General features: G+C 64.7%; 18 protein-coding genes. 11 read left to right on the plus strand and 7 right to left on the minus strand.

What is annotated here, in order from left to right; all coding sequences use genetic code 11:
* Window positions 1-12: 12 nt before the first annotated feature.
* Both E4634_RS07020 and cyaY read right to left on the minus strand, forming a co-directional pair.
* Window positions 13-1,014 (minus strand): DUF3187 family protein, encoded by a 1,002-nt coding sequence (locus E4634_RS07020; protein ID WP_135442219.1) that lies wholly within the window; start codon window positions 1,012-1,014, stop codon window positions 13-15.
* Complete coding sequence (gene cyaY, locus E4634_RS07025) at window positions 1,005-1,325, minus strand: iron donor protein CyaY (protein ID WP_135442221.1); 321 nt, start codon at window positions 1,323-1,325, stop codon at window positions 1,005-1,007. Before cyaY ends, E4634_RS07020 begins: the two co-directional genes overlap by 10 nt.
* An 86-nt stretch (window positions 1,326-1,411) precedes the next feature.
* Here cyaY and lptM point away from each other — a divergent pair, with 86 nt between their 5' ends.
* From lptM to E4634_RS07055, 6 genes are read left to right on the plus strand one after another with little or no spacing between them, the layout of a single operon-like run.
* Window positions 1,412-1,570 carry an LPS translocon maturation chaperone LptM gene (lptM, locus tag E4634_RS07030; protein ID WP_206046821.1) on the plus strand — a complete coding sequence of 53 codons (159 nt, stop codon included), beginning with the start codon at window positions 1,412-1,414 and terminating at the stop codon, window positions 1,568-1,570.
* Window positions 1,571-1,579: 9 nt separating this feature from the next.
* Window positions 1,580-2,836 carry a diaminopimelate decarboxylase gene (gene lysA, locus E4634_RS07035; RefSeq protein ID WP_135442223.1) on the plus strand — a complete coding sequence of 419 codons (1,257 nt, stop codon included), beginning with the start codon at window positions 1,580-1,582 and terminating at the stop codon, window positions 2,834-2,836.
* 5 nt (window positions 2,837-2,841) lie between these two features.
* Window positions 2,842-3,672 carry a diaminopimelate epimerase gene (gene dapF, locus E4634_RS07040; RefSeq protein WP_135442225.1) on the plus strand — a complete coding sequence of 277 codons (831 nt, stop codon included), beginning with the start codon at window positions 2,842-2,844 and terminating at the stop codon, window positions 3,670-3,672.
* Between the two features lie 33 nt (window positions 3,673-3,705).
* Complete coding sequence (locus E4634_RS07045; RefSeq protein WP_135442226.1) at window positions 3,706-4,410, plus strand: DUF484 family protein; 705 nt, start codon at window positions 3,706-3,708, stop codon at window positions 4,408-4,410.
* Between the two features lies 1 nt (window position 4,411).
* A complete protein-coding gene (gene xerC, locus E4634_RS07050) occupies window positions 4,412-5,326 on the plus strand; it encodes a tyrosine recombinase XerC (protein ID WP_135442228.1) in 915 nt (304 codons plus the stop codon).
* A gap of 5 nt (window positions 5,327-5,331) precedes the next feature.
* Complete coding sequence (locus tag E4634_RS07055) at window positions 5,332-6,054, plus strand: HAD family hydrolase (RefSeq protein WP_135442230.1); 723 nt, start codon at window positions 5,332-5,334, stop codon at window positions 6,052-6,054.
* An 89-nt stretch (window positions 6,055-6,143) separates the two neighbouring features.
* Here the strand turns inward: E4634_RS07055 and glnK (E4634_RS07060) are convergent, their stop codons facing one another.
* The 5 genes from glnK (E4634_RS07060) to E4634_RS07080 all read right to left on the minus strand — a co-directional run bounded on the left by glnK (E4634_RS07060) (window position 6,144) and on the right by E4634_RS07080 (window position 10,117).
* Window positions 6,144-6,482, minus strand: a complete 339-nt coding sequence (glnK, locus tag E4634_RS07060; RefSeq protein ID WP_135442232.1) for a P-II family nitrogen regulator — start codon at window positions 6,480-6,482, stop codon at window positions 6,144-6,146.
* Between the two features lie 133 nt (window positions 6,483-6,615).
* Window positions 6,616-7,383: a TorF family putative porin gene (locus tag E4634_RS07065; protein WP_346763333.1), complete on the minus strand. Its 768-nt coding sequence runs from the start codon at window positions 7,381-7,383 to the stop codon at window positions 6,616-6,618.
* 288 nt (window positions 7,384-7,671) lie between these two features.
* A complete protein-coding gene (locus E4634_RS07070; RefSeq protein ID WP_135442236.1) occupies window positions 7,672-8,961 on the minus strand; it encodes an ammonium transporter in 1,290 nt (429 codons plus the stop codon).
* Window positions 8,962-8,994: 33 nt separating this feature from the next.
* On the minus strand, window positions 8,995-9,333 hold the full coding sequence (glnK, locus tag E4634_RS07075) for a P-II family nitrogen regulator (RefSeq protein WP_135442238.1): 339 nt from the start codon (window positions 9,331-9,333) through the stop codon (window positions 8,995-8,997).
* 67 nt (window positions 9,334-9,400) lie between these two features.
* Complete coding sequence (locus E4634_RS07080; RefSeq protein WP_135442241.1) at window positions 9,401-10,117, minus strand: TorF family putative porin; 717 nt, start codon at window positions 10,115-10,117, stop codon at window positions 9,401-9,403.
* Window positions 10,118-10,505: 388 nt separating this feature from the next.
* Between E4634_RS07080 and E4634_RS07085 the strand changes: the two genes are divergently transcribed.
* From E4634_RS07085 to E4634_RS07105, 5 genes are all read left to right on the plus strand, one after another.
* Complete coding sequence (locus E4634_RS07085; protein ID WP_135442243.1) at window positions 10,506-10,757, plus strand: accessory factor UbiK family protein; 252 nt, start codon at window positions 10,506-10,508, stop codon at window positions 10,755-10,757.
* Between the two features lie 33 nt (window positions 10,758-10,790).
* Complete coding sequence (locus E4634_RS07090; protein WP_135442245.1) at window positions 10,791-12,278, plus strand: YifB family Mg chelatase-like AAA ATPase; 1,488 nt, start codon at window positions 10,791-10,793, stop codon at window positions 12,276-12,278.
* 264 nt (window positions 12,279-12,542) lie between these two features.
* The gene (locus E4634_RS07095) at window positions 12,543-14,033 is read left to right on the plus strand and encodes a carboxypeptidase M32 (RefSeq protein ID WP_135442247.1); all 1,491 of its coding nucleotides are present in this window, start codon (window positions 12,543-12,545) and stop codon (window positions 14,031-14,033) included.
* Window positions 14,034-14,122: 89 nt separating this feature from the next.
* The gene (locus E4634_RS07100) at window positions 14,123-14,905 is read left to right on the plus strand and encodes a mechanosensitive ion channel family protein (RefSeq protein ID WP_135442249.1); all 783 of its coding nucleotides are present in this window, start codon (window positions 14,123-14,125) and stop codon (window positions 14,903-14,905) included.
* On the plus strand, window positions 14,902-15,789 hold the full coding sequence (locus tag E4634_RS07105; protein ID WP_135442251.1) for a heme-dependent oxidative N-demethylase family protein: 888 nt from the start codon (window positions 14,902-14,904) through the stop codon (window positions 15,787-15,789). Before E4634_RS07100 ends, E4634_RS07105 begins: the two co-directional genes overlap by 4 nt.
* Window positions 15,790-15,836 lie beyond the last annotated feature (47 nt).

Genomic DNA, 15,836 nt, shown 5'->3' on the forward strand with positions numbered 1-15,836 from the left:
GCCCCGGAACCGTTAAGGACGCGCCGCTGGCCGGTAGCGAAAGCTCGCCAGCAGAGTCACGTCGGGGGCGGTCTCGGTAGCCAGGTCCTCGGCGATGGCGAGTTCCACTTCCCACCGCGCATCGGCGCGCCAGCGCAGGCCGGCACTACCGAGCAGCGCGTCCTCACCAAGCCCCTTGATCGCGCTGTCCGCCGGCGCCGCGTGGGCGTCCAGTTGCAACAGCAGGGCCCAGTGCCTGACGAACCACCAGTCCATCCCCAGACCGGCGAACCACAGGTCACGCTCCTGCACCTCTGGCAGCAGGTCGCCCCGCCCCGCGTGCAACAGGCCGAACTGCCCGTAAAGATCGAAACTGTCGGTAACGGCGGCGCTACCGCGCAGGGCCAGCCATGCATCGTCCGCGCCGCTGCCGAGAAATTGCTGCGCATCCGCCACCCCGAATTTATAGCCGAGGGAGAGCGACAAAGCCGAGCGTTCGCCGTGGTAAAAGCGATGGCTCAGCGCCAGTGACGGGTCGCCAAAGCCGCTGCGCTCGTCCTGTAACAGGAAATCGTCGGTGGCGCTGAAGGGATCGCTGCGATAGCCGTAGCTCAACTGGTCGTCGGCAACCCGCGAGCGTCCACCATCGGTGTTATTCCACAACTGGTGCCACTGTTCGATCGGCCCGTCCAGGTGGCCGCCGCTGTGGCGCAGCCAGGGCAGTTCGAGCTGTATCTCCCAGTCCGGCGCCAGGCCGAAGCGCCACTCCAGCGCCAGGCGCCCGGTCTCGCCATCGAAGTTGAGCAGTTCGTCGCCGCGCTCCTCTGATACGTAGTGACTGGCGAGCGAGCCGTGTAGCGCGAGCTGCCAGTGGCCGGCGGCGGCGCGTGTGTCGCCGCGCAGCGCCGGCAGGCCGAACAGGCCGGCCACCGGGCCGGTGTTCCTGATATATAGCGCCTCCCCCGCGAGCAGGGGCTGGGTAGCGGCAAGCAGCACACCCAGGGCAAGGTAACGGGCTGCAGCCCTCACTGCCATGCGAACTTAACGCCGCCCTGCTGCCGCATCTGCTCGACGACGAAGGGCCGCAACAGGCTGCCGTCGCGGGTGTTGCGCCAGTCGCCCGCATCGGGGTCGTACTCGTAGTGGAACCCGCCGCTGCGGCAGGCCAGCCACAGCTGGCGCACCGGCGGCTGCCGGCTGAACACCATGCTGGTGCCGTTGGTGAAAGTAATCGTGAGGACGCCACCACCGGTTTCGTAGTCGAGGTCGTCGTCGACGGCATCCAGCGCTTCCTCGACAGCGGCGTAGGTGTCCTCTACCCGCGCGTCGTACTCAGGATCTGACATGGCATTTCCTACCGGGGTTTAAAAGCAGCGGCCATCATAAGGTCTGCTCGCCTGCGTGACTACCGGCGGGTATACTTGGCGCTTTTATGTCTCCGGAAAACTGCATGCGCCTGCTCGCCTCACTACTGCTTCTTGCCCTGCTCGGCGGTTGCGGCCAGATGGGCCCGCTGTATATGCCCGGCGAGCCGGCCACGGCAGACGATGGCTCGGGCGGCCGGGCGCCGGACGACGCGACCAACGACTAGAACATCCGAATGTCCTGCTTCAATTATATCGACGGTGAACTGCACGCCGAGGCTGTTCCGGTGCGGCGTATCGCCGAACAGTACGGCACCCCCTGCTACATCTACTCGCGACGCGCGCTGGAAACCGCCCTGGGCGACTACCAGTCGGCGCTCGCCGGTTGCGATCACCTGATCTGCTACGCGGTCAAGGCCAACTCCAGCCTCGCCGTGCTCGACACCCTCGCGCGTTGCGGCGCCGGTTTCGACATCGTCTCGGTGGGCGAACTGGAACGCGTGATCGCCGCCGGCGGCGACCCGGCGCGCGTGGTGTTCTCCGGGGTCGGCAAGCGCGCCGACGAGATGGCCCGTGCGCTGGAAGCGGGCATCGCCTGCTTCAACCTCGAGTCCGCCGCGGAACTGGAGGTCCTGGCCCGGGTGGCCGAACAGTGCGGACGGAGGGCGCCGGTATCGGTGCGCGTGAATCCCGATGTGGACGCGAAGACCCACCCCTATATCTCTACCGGCCTGAAAGAGAACAAATTCGGCGTCAGCGTGGACGAGGCACTGCGCGTGTACCAACGCGCCGCTGAACTGGAGTGGATAGAGGTGATCGGCATCGATTGCCATATCGGTTCCCAGCTCACCCAGGTCAGCCCGTTCATCGACGCACTGCGTCGCCTGCTGGCCCTGGTCGACCAGCTCGCCGGCCTCGGCATCACCCTGCACCACCTCGATCTGGGCGGCGGCCTCGGCGTGCGTTATGCGGACGAGACCCCGCCGGCGGTGGCGGACTATATCGCCGCGGTGCGCGCGGAACTCGGCGAACGCCCGCTCAAGCTGGTGTTCGAACCCGGCCGCTCGATCGCCGCAAATGCCGGCATACTGCTCACCCGCGTGGAATACCTGAAGCAGACGCCGGAGCACAATTTCGCCCTGGTCGACGCGGCCATGAACGACCTGCTGCGCCCGTCCCTTTACCAGGTCTGGATGGACATCCGCAATGCCAGCGAGGATGAAGCTGGCGAGCGCGCCAGCTGGGATATTGTCGGCCCGGTCTGCGAGACCGGCGACTTTCTCGGCAAACAGCGCGAACTGAGCGTGGCCACCGGCGACCTGCTGGCGGTATTCGGCGCCGGCGCCTACGGCTTCGCCATGAGCTCCAACTACAACACCCGCCCGCGCGCGGCCGAGGTCATGGTCGATGGCAACCAGCTGCACCTGGCCCGCGAGCGCGAGCAACTCGCCGACCTGCTGCGCGGCGAACACCGCTTGCCCGGCCAGGACTAGCTGCGATGCTGCTCAAGTTCACCAAGATGCACGGCGCCGGCAACGATTTCGTGGTCATCGACCTCATCACCCAGCGCTGCAAGCTGCGGCCGCGGGATATCCGCATGCTCGCCGATCGCCACCTGGGCGTGGGCTGCGACCAGGTGTTGCTGGTGGAGCCGCCGGGCAGCCCGGATGTCGATTTCCGCTACCGCATATTCAATGCGGACGGCAAAGAAGTGGAGCAGTGCGGCAACGGCGCGCGCTGCTTCGCCCGCTTCGTACGCGACAAGAAACTGACCCACAAGCGCGTGATCTCGGTGGAGACCAACTGCGGCGTCATCCAGTTACGCATTCGCGACAACCACCAGGTCGAGGTGGACATGGGCACGCCGGTATTCGAACCTGCCCGCATCCCGTTCAAGGCGCAGGAGGAGGCCGACTGCTATCCGCTGGAAGTGGACGGCCAGACGCTGGAGATCGGCGCAGTGTCGATGGGCAACCCGCACGCGGTGCTGCGCGTCGACAGCGTGGCGGACGTGGATATCGAACACCTGGGACCGCGCATCGAGACCCATGAGGCTTTCCCGAAAAAGGTCAACGCCGGCTTCATGCAGGTAGTGTCCCCCGGCGAGATACGCCTGCGCGTGTTCGAGCGCGGGGTCGGCGAAACCCTGGCCTGCGGCACCGGGGCCTGTGCGGCGGTGGTGTACGGACTGAACCGCGGCTGGTTGCGCGATACCGTGACAGTCAACCTCCCCGGCGGTAAGCTTTCCATATCCTGGGCCGGTCCCGGGCACTCGGTAAAAATGATCGGGCCCACCGCTCTCGTCTTCGAGGGCAGTATAAAAATCTGAGGCGCGGCCTCGACAGACCAGCGGAGCGAAACGATGGCAGCAGGAAACGAGCAGGCCCAGACCGTCGCAGCGGCGGTGGAACTCAACGACGAGCTGGTGCGCGAGTACCTCAAGCACAACGGGGATTTCCTGCAACGCAACCCCGACATGCTCGACCACCTGCACATTTCCCACGCCTCGGGCAGCGCCGTTTCGCTGGTCGAGAAGCAGGTCAGCGTGCTGCGCGAGCGCAACATCGACATGCGCCACCGGCTCACCCACCTGACTACCAACGCCCGCGAGAACGACCGGCTCTATACCCACACACGCGCCCTGGTCCTTGCCCTGCTCGACGCCAATACGCTGGATGAACTGTATACCGCCTTCACCCGCGCCATGCGCGAGGAGTTCAAGGTGGAGCACGCCAGTTTTATCCTGTTCGGCGACCCGCGTGAATCCGCGACCTGTCGTATCGAGCCGCTGGAGAGCGCGCGAATCGAGATAGGCGCGCTGATCCGGGCGCACAAACCGGTGTGCGGCGTACTGCGCAAGGAGGAACTGGGCTACCTGTTCCCGGATGCCGGCGGTGTCGGCTCCGCCGCCCTCATGCCGCTGGTCGATGGCGATGAAGAACTCGGCCTGATCGCCGTGGGCAGCGCGGACACCGGCCGCTACTCGAGCAGCACCGGCACCCTGTTCCTCACCCACATCGCGGATGTCATGGTGCGCCTGTTGCCGCGGCTGCGCGCAGCCGGCTGACATGGCCTCGGCGCTGGAGCAGGCCTGCACGGCGTTTATCGCCTACCTGCGCGACGTGCGCCAGCTCTCACCCCACACTATCGACAACTACCGCCGCGACCTGGCTTCGCTCACCGAGCACTGCCAAAGCCGCGGCGCGGACGACCCCGCGCGGCTCACCGAGGCCGACATCCGCGACTGGGTCAGCCGCATGCACCGGCGCGGTCTGGCCGGCAGCAGCATCCAGCGCAGCCTGTCTGCCGCGCGTTCGCTGTTCAACTACCTGGGGCGCACCCAGGCCCACAAACACAATCCCGCTGCGGCCGTGCAGGCCCCGCGCCGGCCGCGCAAGCTGCCCAAGACACTGGACGCCGACCAGGTGGACCGCTACCTGGATTTCGAGGCGGACGACCCGGTGGCGCGGCGCGACCGCGCCATGGCCGAGTTGTTCTACTCCTCCGGCCTGCGCCTGGCGGAACTCACCGCAGCCAACCTCACGGACCTCGATCGCCATTCACGCCTGCTGACCGTCACCGGCAAGGGGCGCAAGACGCGCACCGTGCCGGTAGGCGGTGCCGCGCTGACGGCCATCGAGCAGTGGCTGGAAGTGCGCAGGCCGGCCCCGGAAGACGACGACGCCCTGCAGGCGCTGTTCCTCAGCCAGCAGGGGCACCGCATCAGCCGTCGCAACGTGCAGGATCGCCTGCGCCAGCAGGGGCGCCGCTCGGGCATGCTACAGGACGTGCACCCGCACATGCTGCGCCACTCCTTCGCCAGTCACCTGCTGGAATCCTCCGGTGACCTGCGCGCGGTGCAGGAACTGCTGGGACACGCCAACATCTCCACCACGCAGATCTACACCCACCTGGATTTCCAGCACCTGGCCAAGGTCTACGATGCCGCGCACCCGCGCGCCAAACGCCGCCGCGACAGCTGAACGCCTTGGCCATCCGCGTTATCACCTTCGATCTGGACAACACCCTGTGGGACGTGGACCCGGCCCTGCGCCGCGCCGAGGAAGCCCAGCGGCAGTGGCTACTGCAACACCGCCCGGGTGCCATCGAGGCCTACGACCACGAGGGACTGTGGCGCTTCAAGCAGGATCTATGGCGCCGTCATCCGGGACTGCTGCACAACGTCAGCGCCATGCGCCAACAGATGCTGCTGGAACTGCAACTGGCGGCGGGCTTCCCCCACCACGAGGCTGAAGCCGGCGCCGCGCAGGCCTTCGCCGTCTTCCTGGAGGAGCGGCATCGGGTGGAACTCTACGAGGAGGCGCTGGACGTGCTGCAGGCGCTGGCCGGGCGCTACACCATCGGCGCACTCACCAACGGCAACGCGGATATCTTCAAGACGGACGCCGGCGAGTATTTCGACTTCGCATTTCTCGCCGAGGAGGTTGGCGTGAGCAAGCCCGCGCCGGACATGTTTCTCGCGGCCATCGAAGTGGCTGGCGTGGAGGCCGGCGAGATCGTCCACGTCGGCGACAACCCCGAGCACGATATTCGCGGGGCGCGCGACATGGGGATGCACACGGTGTGGATCAATTCGCAGGGAGAGGAGTGGCCCGGCGGCGCGCGCGCCGACCGGGAGATCGTCAATCTGGATCAGTTGCCGGCCGCCATCGAGAGTATCGCGGCCGGGCTTGCACCACCTCGCGGCTGAATCAGAGGCCCCGCCCGAGCCGGGTCTGGCGGATAGTCCGGCGCCCGACGACTACCCCGATACCACTCGACGAGGCCGGAGTCCGCTTGCTAGATCGCATCCTCGCCGGTCTCGCCGGTGCGAATACGCACCACCTGCTCCAGCGGGGTAACGAAGATCTTGCCGTCGCCGATCTTGCCGCTGTTGGCGGTACTGGTGATCGCCTCGATAACCTTGTCGACCTCCTCGTCCGCCAGGGCAATTTCCAGTTTGACCTTGGGCAGGAAATCGACGACGTATTCGGCGCCGCGATACAACTCGGTGTGCCCCTTCTGGCGACCAAAGCCTTTGACCTCGGTAACGGAAAGCCCCTGAACGCCAACCTGTGACAGCGCGGCGCGGACATCGTCCAGCTTGAAGGGCTTGATGATGGCAGTTACCAATTTCATTATTGTGGTCTCCTTGTTCGAGTGCGTGTAATCATAGGTGTATTTGCGCGCCGAGTAAATTCAGCGCCGACTGGCAATCGCCCATAAAAAAAGGGCGCCTGACAGGCGCCCTTTCCCGAGAACTCGCGTTCCCTTACATGCTCTTGGACACGGTGAATACGACAGTGTCGTCAGCCCAGTCGGTGCCGAACACTTCGTCTTCGTCCAGGTCGGTACCAACCCAGGCCAGTGACCAGTCAACAGCCAGCCAGGACAGGGTCAGGGCGGCTGAGTAGTCGGTGTAGGAAGTCGCGCCGTCGGACAGGAAGCCTTCCTCGTCCAGGTCGTTGTAACCGGCGTGCAGGTCCAGGCTCAGGTTGTCGGTCAGACCCAGGCTGTAATCGGCGGAGTAGTAGAAGAACTCGCCGGTCTCGCCGTAGTAGTCGTCGGAGTAAGCTACACCCAGGGAAACGTCCCACAGGGAAACGCTGCCGTAGAATTCCAGGTAGTCGCCTTCGGCGTCGTCGTCACCGGGGTAGTCGTAGTACAGGATACCGACATCGATACCGATGTTGTCGGCCACTTCGCCAGCCCAGCCAGCGTAGTAGTCCAGTTCCAGGGAGCCATCGAAGCCGTCACCGTTGGTGTCGAAGTCTACGGAAGAACCCCAGGTGCCGACGTAGATGCCGTTTTCAAAGCCGAGGTCGAAACCGCCCTGGATGGCGATGGACTCGTCGGACTGGGAGATACCGCGGAAACGGTAGTCGCTGGTCAGGGCAACGTTGCCGCTGATTTCCATGGCTTGCACTGAGGCGGCGCCGGCGAACAGAGATGCTGCAACGGCAGCGGGAAGCACTTTTTTCAACATTTTAGAACGTCTCCGTGGTTGGTGAATGCTGGCTGGAACCCTGCCGTAAGTCATCTGCCGATGACCCCCCTTATTGTTCTCGGTGTTACAGCGCGCTCTAGTGTAGGGAATCAGCGCGCGGCAAAGCACGGTGATATTACCGTTGTCGAATGTGCAAATTACCAAGCGCAGGTGCTTGATTTCAGACCGCGGGAGACTGTTGCAAGCGGGGCAAGCGTGGCCGTGAAACAGGCCGGGAAGCGAACGTCAGCGCAGACGGGGAAAGTAAAAAACGCCAGGCAAAAAAAGGGGGGCCAAAAGGCCCCCAAGTACACGCATTTAACAATGCGCCCGCAAGACGGTTTAAGCGCTGCCTTTGGAACCCACGAACTCGGGGTATGCTTCCATGCCGCACTCGGATTTGTCGACGCCTTCGTACTCTTCCTCTTCGCCGACACGGATACCCATGATCATCTTGAGCACGAACCAGACGATGAAGCTGGTGACGAATACCCAGGCGAAGATCACCAGGGCGCCCATCAGCTGGCCGCCGAAGCTGGTTTCGGAGTCGGACAGGGGTACAGCCATGACACCCCACAGGCCAACCACGCCGTGGACAGAGATGGCACCGACCGGATCGTCGATTTTCAGCTTGTCGATGGTGACGATGGAGAACACTACGATCACGCCGCCGATAGCACCAATGATGGTGGCGAACAGCGGTGAGGGATCAGCAGGCTCTGCAGTGATGGCTACCAGGCCAGCCAGGGCACCGTTCAGGGCCATGGTCAGGTCGGCCTTGCCGAACATGATGCGCGCGACGATCAGCGCAGCAATCAGGCCGCCGCTGGCAGCAGCATTGGTGTTGACGAAGACGCTGGCGACTTCGTTGGCGACACCGATACCGGACAGCTGCAGGGTGGAACCACCGTTGAAGCCGAACCAGCCCATCCACAGGATGAAGGTACCCAGGGTAGCCAGCGGCAGGTTGGCGCCGGGGATGGCGTTGACCTGGCCTTCAGGGCCGTATTTGCCCTTACGCGCGCCGAGCAGGATGACACCAGCGAGGGCGGCAGAAGCACCTGCGAGGTGAACGATACCGGAACCTGCGTAGTCGCTGTAGTTCAGGGCGCCGATCAGCGGAACTTCCGCGCCACCCCAGGTCCAGCTACCTTCGATCGGGTAGATGAAGCCGGTCATGACGACGGCGAACAGCAGGAAGGCCCAGAGCTTCATACGCTCGGCCACGGCACCGGAAACGATGGACATCGCGGTGGCGACGAACACGACCTGGAAGAAGAAGTCGGACGCGCCGGAGTACGGCAGGCCAGCGTCTTCCTCACCGGCACGGAAAGCAGCCTGTGCCTCCAGTACGCCGGCAACAGCGTCGTCGGTCATGGAAGCCACGTTGTCAGTAGCGGACAGGAACCAGCCGCCGCCGTACATCAACTCGTAGCCGCAGACCAGGTACATGGTGCAGGCGATGGCAAACAGCGCCACGTTTTTCAGCAGGATTTCAGTGGTGTTCTTGGCACGGACCAGGCCCGCTTCGAGCATGGCGAAGCCCGCGGCCATCCACATCACCAGCGCGCCGCACACCAGGAAATAAAAGGTGTCCATCGCATACTGGAGTTCGAAAATATTGTTTTCCATAGGGATTACTCTCTACTCAGTACTTTTGTGGGTTTAGATCGCGTCTTCGCCGGCTTCCCCGGTGCGGATGCGAACGACCTGCTCCAGCGGGGAGACGAATACCTTGCCGTCACCGATTTTGCCGGTGTTGGCGGCCTTGGTGATGGCTTCTATCGTCTGGTCAGCAGACCCGTCAGCCACCGCTACCTCGATTTTCACCTTGGGCAGAAAGTCGACGACATACTCGGCACCACGGTACAGCTCGGTGTGGCCCTTCTGCCGTCCAAAACCCTTTACTTCAGTCACGGTGATGCCCTGCACGCCGATCTCGGACAGTGCCTCGCGCACGTCGTCCAGCTTGAAGGGCTTCACAATAGCCGTGATTAATTTCATGTTGCTCTCCTGGTCTTGGCAATCGGACGCCCGCAGGGGGCGTCCACTATCGGGAAATCAAACGGGATTACATGCTCTTGGAGACGGTGAAAACGACGGTGTCGTCGCCCCAGTCGGTGCCGAACACTTCATCCTCGTCCAGGTCCGTGCCGACCCATGCCAGGGACCAGTCTACTGCCAGCCAGGACAGGGTCAGGGCAGCTGAGTAGTCGGTGTAGGAAGTCGCGCCGTCGGACAGGAAGCCTTCCTCGTCCAGGTCGTTGTAACCGGCGTGCAGGTCCAGGCTCAGGTTGTCGGTCAGGCCCAGGCTGTAATCGGCGGAGTAGTAGAAGAACTCGCCAGTCTCGCCGTAGTAGTCGTCGGAGTAGGCCAGGCCCAGGGAAACGTCCCACAGGGAAACGCTGCCGTAGAATTCCAGGTAGTCGCCTTCGGCGTCGTCATCACCCGGGTAGTCGTAGTACAGGATACCGACATCGATGCCGATATTGTCGCTGATGGAACCAGCCCAGCCAGCGTAGTAGTCCAGTTCCAGGGAACCATCGAAACCGTCGCCATTGGTGTCGAAGTCGACGGAAGAACCCCAGGTACCGAGGTAGATGCCATTTTCAAAGCCGAGGTCGAAACCGCCCTGGATGGCGATAGACTCGTCGGACTGGGAAATGCCGCGGAAACGGTAGTCGCTGGTGAGGGCAACGTTGCCGCTGATCTCCATCGCCTGCGCAGTCGCTGACACGCCGCCAAGCACAGTGGCAGCGAGCACAGCGGGAAGTGCTTTTTTAATCATGTTCCAGATCTCCGTGATGCGTTTCTAGGTGTTGTAATAAGAAGTGTATTGCGACGTCTTTGAATGTCGGGCATAGCCTGCGCGCTATACAAATCTGCCAGTCCGTTTGCAGGGCATGTGCCAGATGTACTTTTCTACATAAATTTCAGCGAGTTATGATTTTCAAGAACAGGTACTAGCATTCGCCTGTGCACCAGAAAAAAACGCCCTTCGCACCACAATGGAATTCCTCACCAAATTGGTGCACCAATTTGATGCAGCCGCGGCAGCAACGCGAACGCCATCACATAATTCGTCCGCACGGCCGGTGCTGGACGGAATGGACCTGTGTTTTTGACTGTAATTCGCCTAAAATTTGCTCAAAAATGCACCTAAACAGGTCGAGCACATGGCAATGAAACCCCCACCACCCCCCTGGGAATTCCTGCAACAGGTCGGCGACATGGTCGGTGAATCCGGGCTGCGCGGCGACCTCGACAAGGGCCTGCGTGGCCTGGCGCAGACGGCCCTGTCGCGCCTCGATCTCGTCAGCCGCCAGGAGTTCGACGCCCAGGCCGAAGTACTGCGGCGCACGCGCGAGCGGGTGGCGGAACTGGAAGCCGAACTGGAGGCCCTGACCCGGGAAGTCGAGGGCCAGTAACCCCAGAGACAATACTGCGCTCAAGGACGAGCCATGGAACTGTCTGTCGTCAACACGCGCGCCCTCAGCGGGCTCAGCGCGCCGCCGGTGCGTGTGGAGACCCACCTCTCCAACGGGCTGCCCGCCTTCAACATCGTCGGCATGCCCGCGACCGCGGTGCGCGAGAGCAAGGACCGCGTGCGCAGCGCCCTGCTCAACTCGCATTTCGAGTTTCCCGACCGCCGCATCACCGTCAACCTTGCCCCGGCGGACCTGCCCAAGGAGGGCGGGCGCTTCGACCTGCCCATCGCCCTGGGCATCCTGCTCGCCTCCGGGCAACTGGAGGCACAGGACGTGGGGCGGCATGAATTCCTCGGCGAACTGGCACTCGACGCCAGCCTGCAACCGGCGCCGGGCGTCGTGTGCGCCGCGCTGGCGGCGGCTGCGGCAAAACGCACCCTGGTCGTGCCCGCAGCCAGCGCCGGCGTCGCGGCGCGGGTACCGGATGTGCGCGTGATCGCCGCCCCGGACCTGCTCACCCTGTGCGCTCACCTCAACGGCGCCGAGCGCCTGGACCCGGTAGACCCCGCCCCGCCCTACGCCTGCCCGAACTATCCGGACCTGCGCGACGTGGTCGGTCAGCCTGGCGCGCGCCGGGCGCTGGAAGTAGCGGCCGCGGGCGGGCACAACCTGATCTTCGTCGGCCCGCCGGGCACCGGCAAAACGCTGCTGGCCAGCCGCCTGCCCGGCATTTTGCCGGCACCGGACCGCGAGGAAACCCTGGTCGCCATGGCCCTGCGCGACTTCGACGACAGCGAACCGGTGGACCAGGCGCTGCGCCGCCCCTTCCGCAACCCGCACCACAGCGCCAGCCCCGCCGCATTGATCGGCGGCGGCAGCCACCCGCGGCCCGGCGAGGTGTCGCTGGCCCACGGCGGCGTGCTGTTCCTCGACGAGTTGCCGGAGTTCAGCCGCCAGTGCCTGGAAGTGCTGCGCGAGCCGCTGGAGTCCGGTGAGGTCACCCTGTCCCGGGCACGACACAAGCTGCGCTACCCGGCCACCTTCCAACTGGTGGCGGCGATGAACCCCTGCCCCTGCGGCTACCTCGGCGACACGGAGCGCCCCTGCCGCTGCTCGCCGGAACAGGTGCAGCGCTACCGCGGCCGGCTATCAGGGCCATTGCTGGACCGCATCGACCTGCACGTCGACGTGCCGCGCCTGGCGCCGGGACTGCTGCTGGAGAATCAGGGCCACACCGGGGAAGACACGGCCGCGGTACGCTCTCGTGTATTGCAGGCTCGCGACGTGCAACTGGCGCGACAGTCATGCCTCAACGCGCGGCTGGATCCGAAGCAATTACTGGCAGTGAGTGCCCTGGACGACGAGGGGCGCAACCTGCTGGAGCAGGCCGCAACACGTATGCACCTGTCCGGGCGCGCCATTCACCGCACCCTGCGGGTGGCGCGGACGATTGCGGATATGGCCGGGTCGGAGGCCGTGGGCGCGGTCGCACTGGGGGAGGCGCTGGCGTATCGGCGTTGATGCCTGGAACCCATCGCCTGGTCATCAGGGGGGTTCTACACCCACCGCCCTGCCGCCGGACCGGGCGAGTTCTTCCCGCAAGATTGCACTGTCTATTCCTTTCACGGTGAGAAGCCCGCCGGTTAAGGTTTTATCGGAACAGTCTGCCTGCGAAATCACTGCCGGGTAACGCTACCCACGAGGAGTGTTTTTAAAGGGCGGGACAGGCACTATCATGGCGCTGTTCACCGAAGAGCCCGCCAACGCCCCCACCAAGGAACCGCCATGTCCGCCTACCAGCAACTCGAAGACACCCGCAAACGCATCGCCGCGCTGAACAACGCGCTGGGCATCCTGCACTGGGACCAGGAGACCATGATGCCCGAGGGTGCGGCGCCGGCGCGGGCTGAAGTGCTCGCCGAGCTGCAGCTCATGGTGCACGAGCTGCAGACCGACGCCGCCCTGCCCGACCTGCTCGACGCGGCGGAAGCGACCAGCAATACGCTGGACGACTGGCAGCGCGCCAACCTGCGCGAGATGCGCCACCGCTACCTGCACGCCAACGCGGTACCCGGCGACCTGGTACAGCACATCGTGCGGGCGCGCTCCGAGAGCCAGATGACCTGGCGCCGCGCGCGGCCGGACAACGACTTCGCCGCGCTGGCGCCGAAGCTCGACGCCCTGTTCCAGCTCAAGCGCGAGGAGGCGGCGATCAAGTCCGAGGTGCTCGGTGTAACGCCCTACGAGGCCCTGCTCGACGAATTCGACCCCGGCCGCCGCGAGGCGCACATCGACGCGATTTTCGATGACCTCGGGGCCTACCTCCCGCCGACCATCGCGCGCATTCGCGAGCGCCAGGCCGCCGCACCGGCACCGCTGGTCCCGGCCGGCCCGTTCCCGCTGGCGGCGCAGGAAGCGCTCAGCCGCGAGATCATGCAGGTGCTGGACTTCCCCTTCGACCGCGGCCGCCTGGATACCGCCGCGCACCCGTTCAGCGGCGGCGCCGAGGGCGATGTCCGCATCACCACACGCTACTCGGAAGCGGACTTTGTGCAAAGCCTGATGGCAGTGATCCACGAGACCGGCCACGCGCTGTACGAGGACGGCCTGCCCGAGGCCTGGCGCGGCCAGCCGGTGGGCGAGAGCCGCGGTATGACCCTGCACGAGAGCCAGTCCCTGCTGCTGGAAATGCAGGCCGCCCGCTCGGAAGAGTTCCTGCGCTTCCTCGCCCCGCTGGTGCGCCAGGTCCTCGGCGGCAACGGCGCGGCCTGGGAGCCGGATAACCTGGTACGCCTGTACCGCAAGGTGGAGCCGGGCCTGATCCGCGTGTTCGCCGACGAGGTGACCTACCCGCTGCACGTCATCCTGCGCTACCGCCTGGAGAAGGCCATTGTCAGCGGCGACATCGCCACCGGCGACCTGCCCGGCGCCTGGAACGACGCCATGCAGGAACTGCTCGGCATCTGCCCGCCGGACGACCGCGATGGCGTGATGCAGGACATCCACTGGCCGGAGGGTATCCTCGGCTACTTCCCCACCTACTCGCTGGGGGCGATGACCGCGGCGCAATTGTTCGCCACCGCCACCCGCGGCGAACCGGGCATACTGCCGGGCCTGGCGAAAGGTGATTTCAAACCCCTTTACCGCTGGCTGGACACCAATATCCGTTCGCGCGGTTGCCTGTACACGCCGGATGAACTGATCGAACAGGCGAGCGGACAGCCGCTGGGGACCGCCGCGTACAAGGCGACAGTGGAGCGACGCTACCTGGGGTGATGTGGCGGCCGGCACACAGCGAACCGCCTGCCGTTGTCGCGCCAAAACCGTGCTAGGATTTCTGTGACCTAACGCCAAGGGCAGCAACGATGCGCGACACTCTGGCCTCCATCCTCGCTCAATTAAACGGCTACGGCAGCCTTATCGCCACCATCATCGGCATCATGTTCGGCGGCATGATCGCCGTATTCGCGCTGTACAAGCTGCTGCACTCCGCCCTGAAACCCAAGGGTACTTTTGCCCGCTTCATCGCCGTGTTCTTCGGCGCCCTGTACGTACTGATCCTGGTGATTACCGCACTGGTCGCCGCGCAGCATATCGGGCTGCCGGTGGAGGGCCTGGCCAGCGTCGCCATCCTGGTGGTGATCATTGCCGCGGTGGTGGTGTTCTTCCTGGTGCCATTTCTGCCCCGCCTGCCCTTCGTTCCCGGCGACATGGTCGAGGTGCGCGGAGAGATGGGCATCGTGGAAGCGATGACCGCCTACCAGGTCGTGCTGCGCAATTTCGACGGGCAGACCGTGTTTATCCCCACTCCGCTGGCGATGGCCGCCCCCATCCGCAACTACACCGCGGAGCCGCGCAGGCGCATCCAACTGGATATCGACCTGCAGCCCGGGTCGGATATCGAGCGCGCGAGTGAATTGCTGATAGGACTTATGCAGAAGCAGGACAAGGTGCTCAGCGAGCCGGCGCCCAGCCTGTTCGTCACCGGAGTCAGCGGAGAAAAGATCAGTATGGTGGGATTTTGCTGGGCGGCCACCAGCGACTGGTTTGCCGCCCGCGACACCCTGTGGCGTTCGATCGCGGGTGCGCTGGACACGCACGCTGACATCGCCCTGGCCGTACCGCGCCTGCACGTCAGCGAGGCATGAGCGAACTCCTCTCCACCGCGCTGCGCTACCTCCCGCACCAGCCCAATGCCGAGGTTCTGCGCATGGGGCTGTCACCCCTGGTGCGGACGCACTGGATCGAGACCGACGCCGGCATCGGGGACTACCACCGGCACAAACTGGCCCAGCGCACACGCCTGGGCGACGCGGTCTACCGCGCGACACCGGAATCCCTGCCCGCTCAACGCGAACTGGCGCAGCTGCTGCGCGATTACCTGTGCAGCGTGCAGGCCCGCCACTACCGCCTCGATGGGGATACACTGCACTGCACGCCCGGCGGTTTCAGCACCCCGGCGGATGGCGACGAACTGCTCTGGCTCAGTTCGCTGTGGATCGCGGACGACCTCGTCATCATGCAGCCACAGGACGATGCCTACGTGCTCACTGCCGCCAGCCTGTGCAGTCCCAGTCACTGGCGACTGGCGGAAAAATTCGGCAAACCGATGCACGAGATTCACGACCCGATACCCGGCTTCCACCAGCGACTGACGCCGAGTATCGACCGCTTCTTCGCGCGGCTGGACCCCGCGCAGGCTTACGAGCGTTTTAACTGGTCTTTGCAAGTGGGCGACGAGCTGTTGCAGTTTCCCGATGAGCACGTCCGGGTCGACGAAGATGCAGAGCTCTTCTACCGCGTCGAACGGCAGTCGCTCACCCGCCTGCCCGAGAGCGGCGCCATCGTGTTCACGATTCGCGTCTACCTGCACCCGCTGGAGGACTTGCTGCCGCTGGAAGGGGCACTGAGAACGCTGTTGCGGGCGGTGGAGCAGACGCCACCGGCACTGGCGAACTACAAGGGTTTTGACCGTCTGGCGCCGGCGCTGCAACGCTACTACTCGATGGCGGGGTTTTCGCGCGGTTCGTAATAGGGTCTGCAGGTCGCAGGGTCTGTCGGCCGTAAACGGGCGGGAGG

Source organism: Mangrovimicrobium sediminis, assembly GCF_004745945.1.
Classification (GTDB): Bacteria; Pseudomonadota; Gammaproteobacteria; order Pseudomonadales; family Halieaceae; genus Mangrovimicrobium; species Mangrovimicrobium sediminis.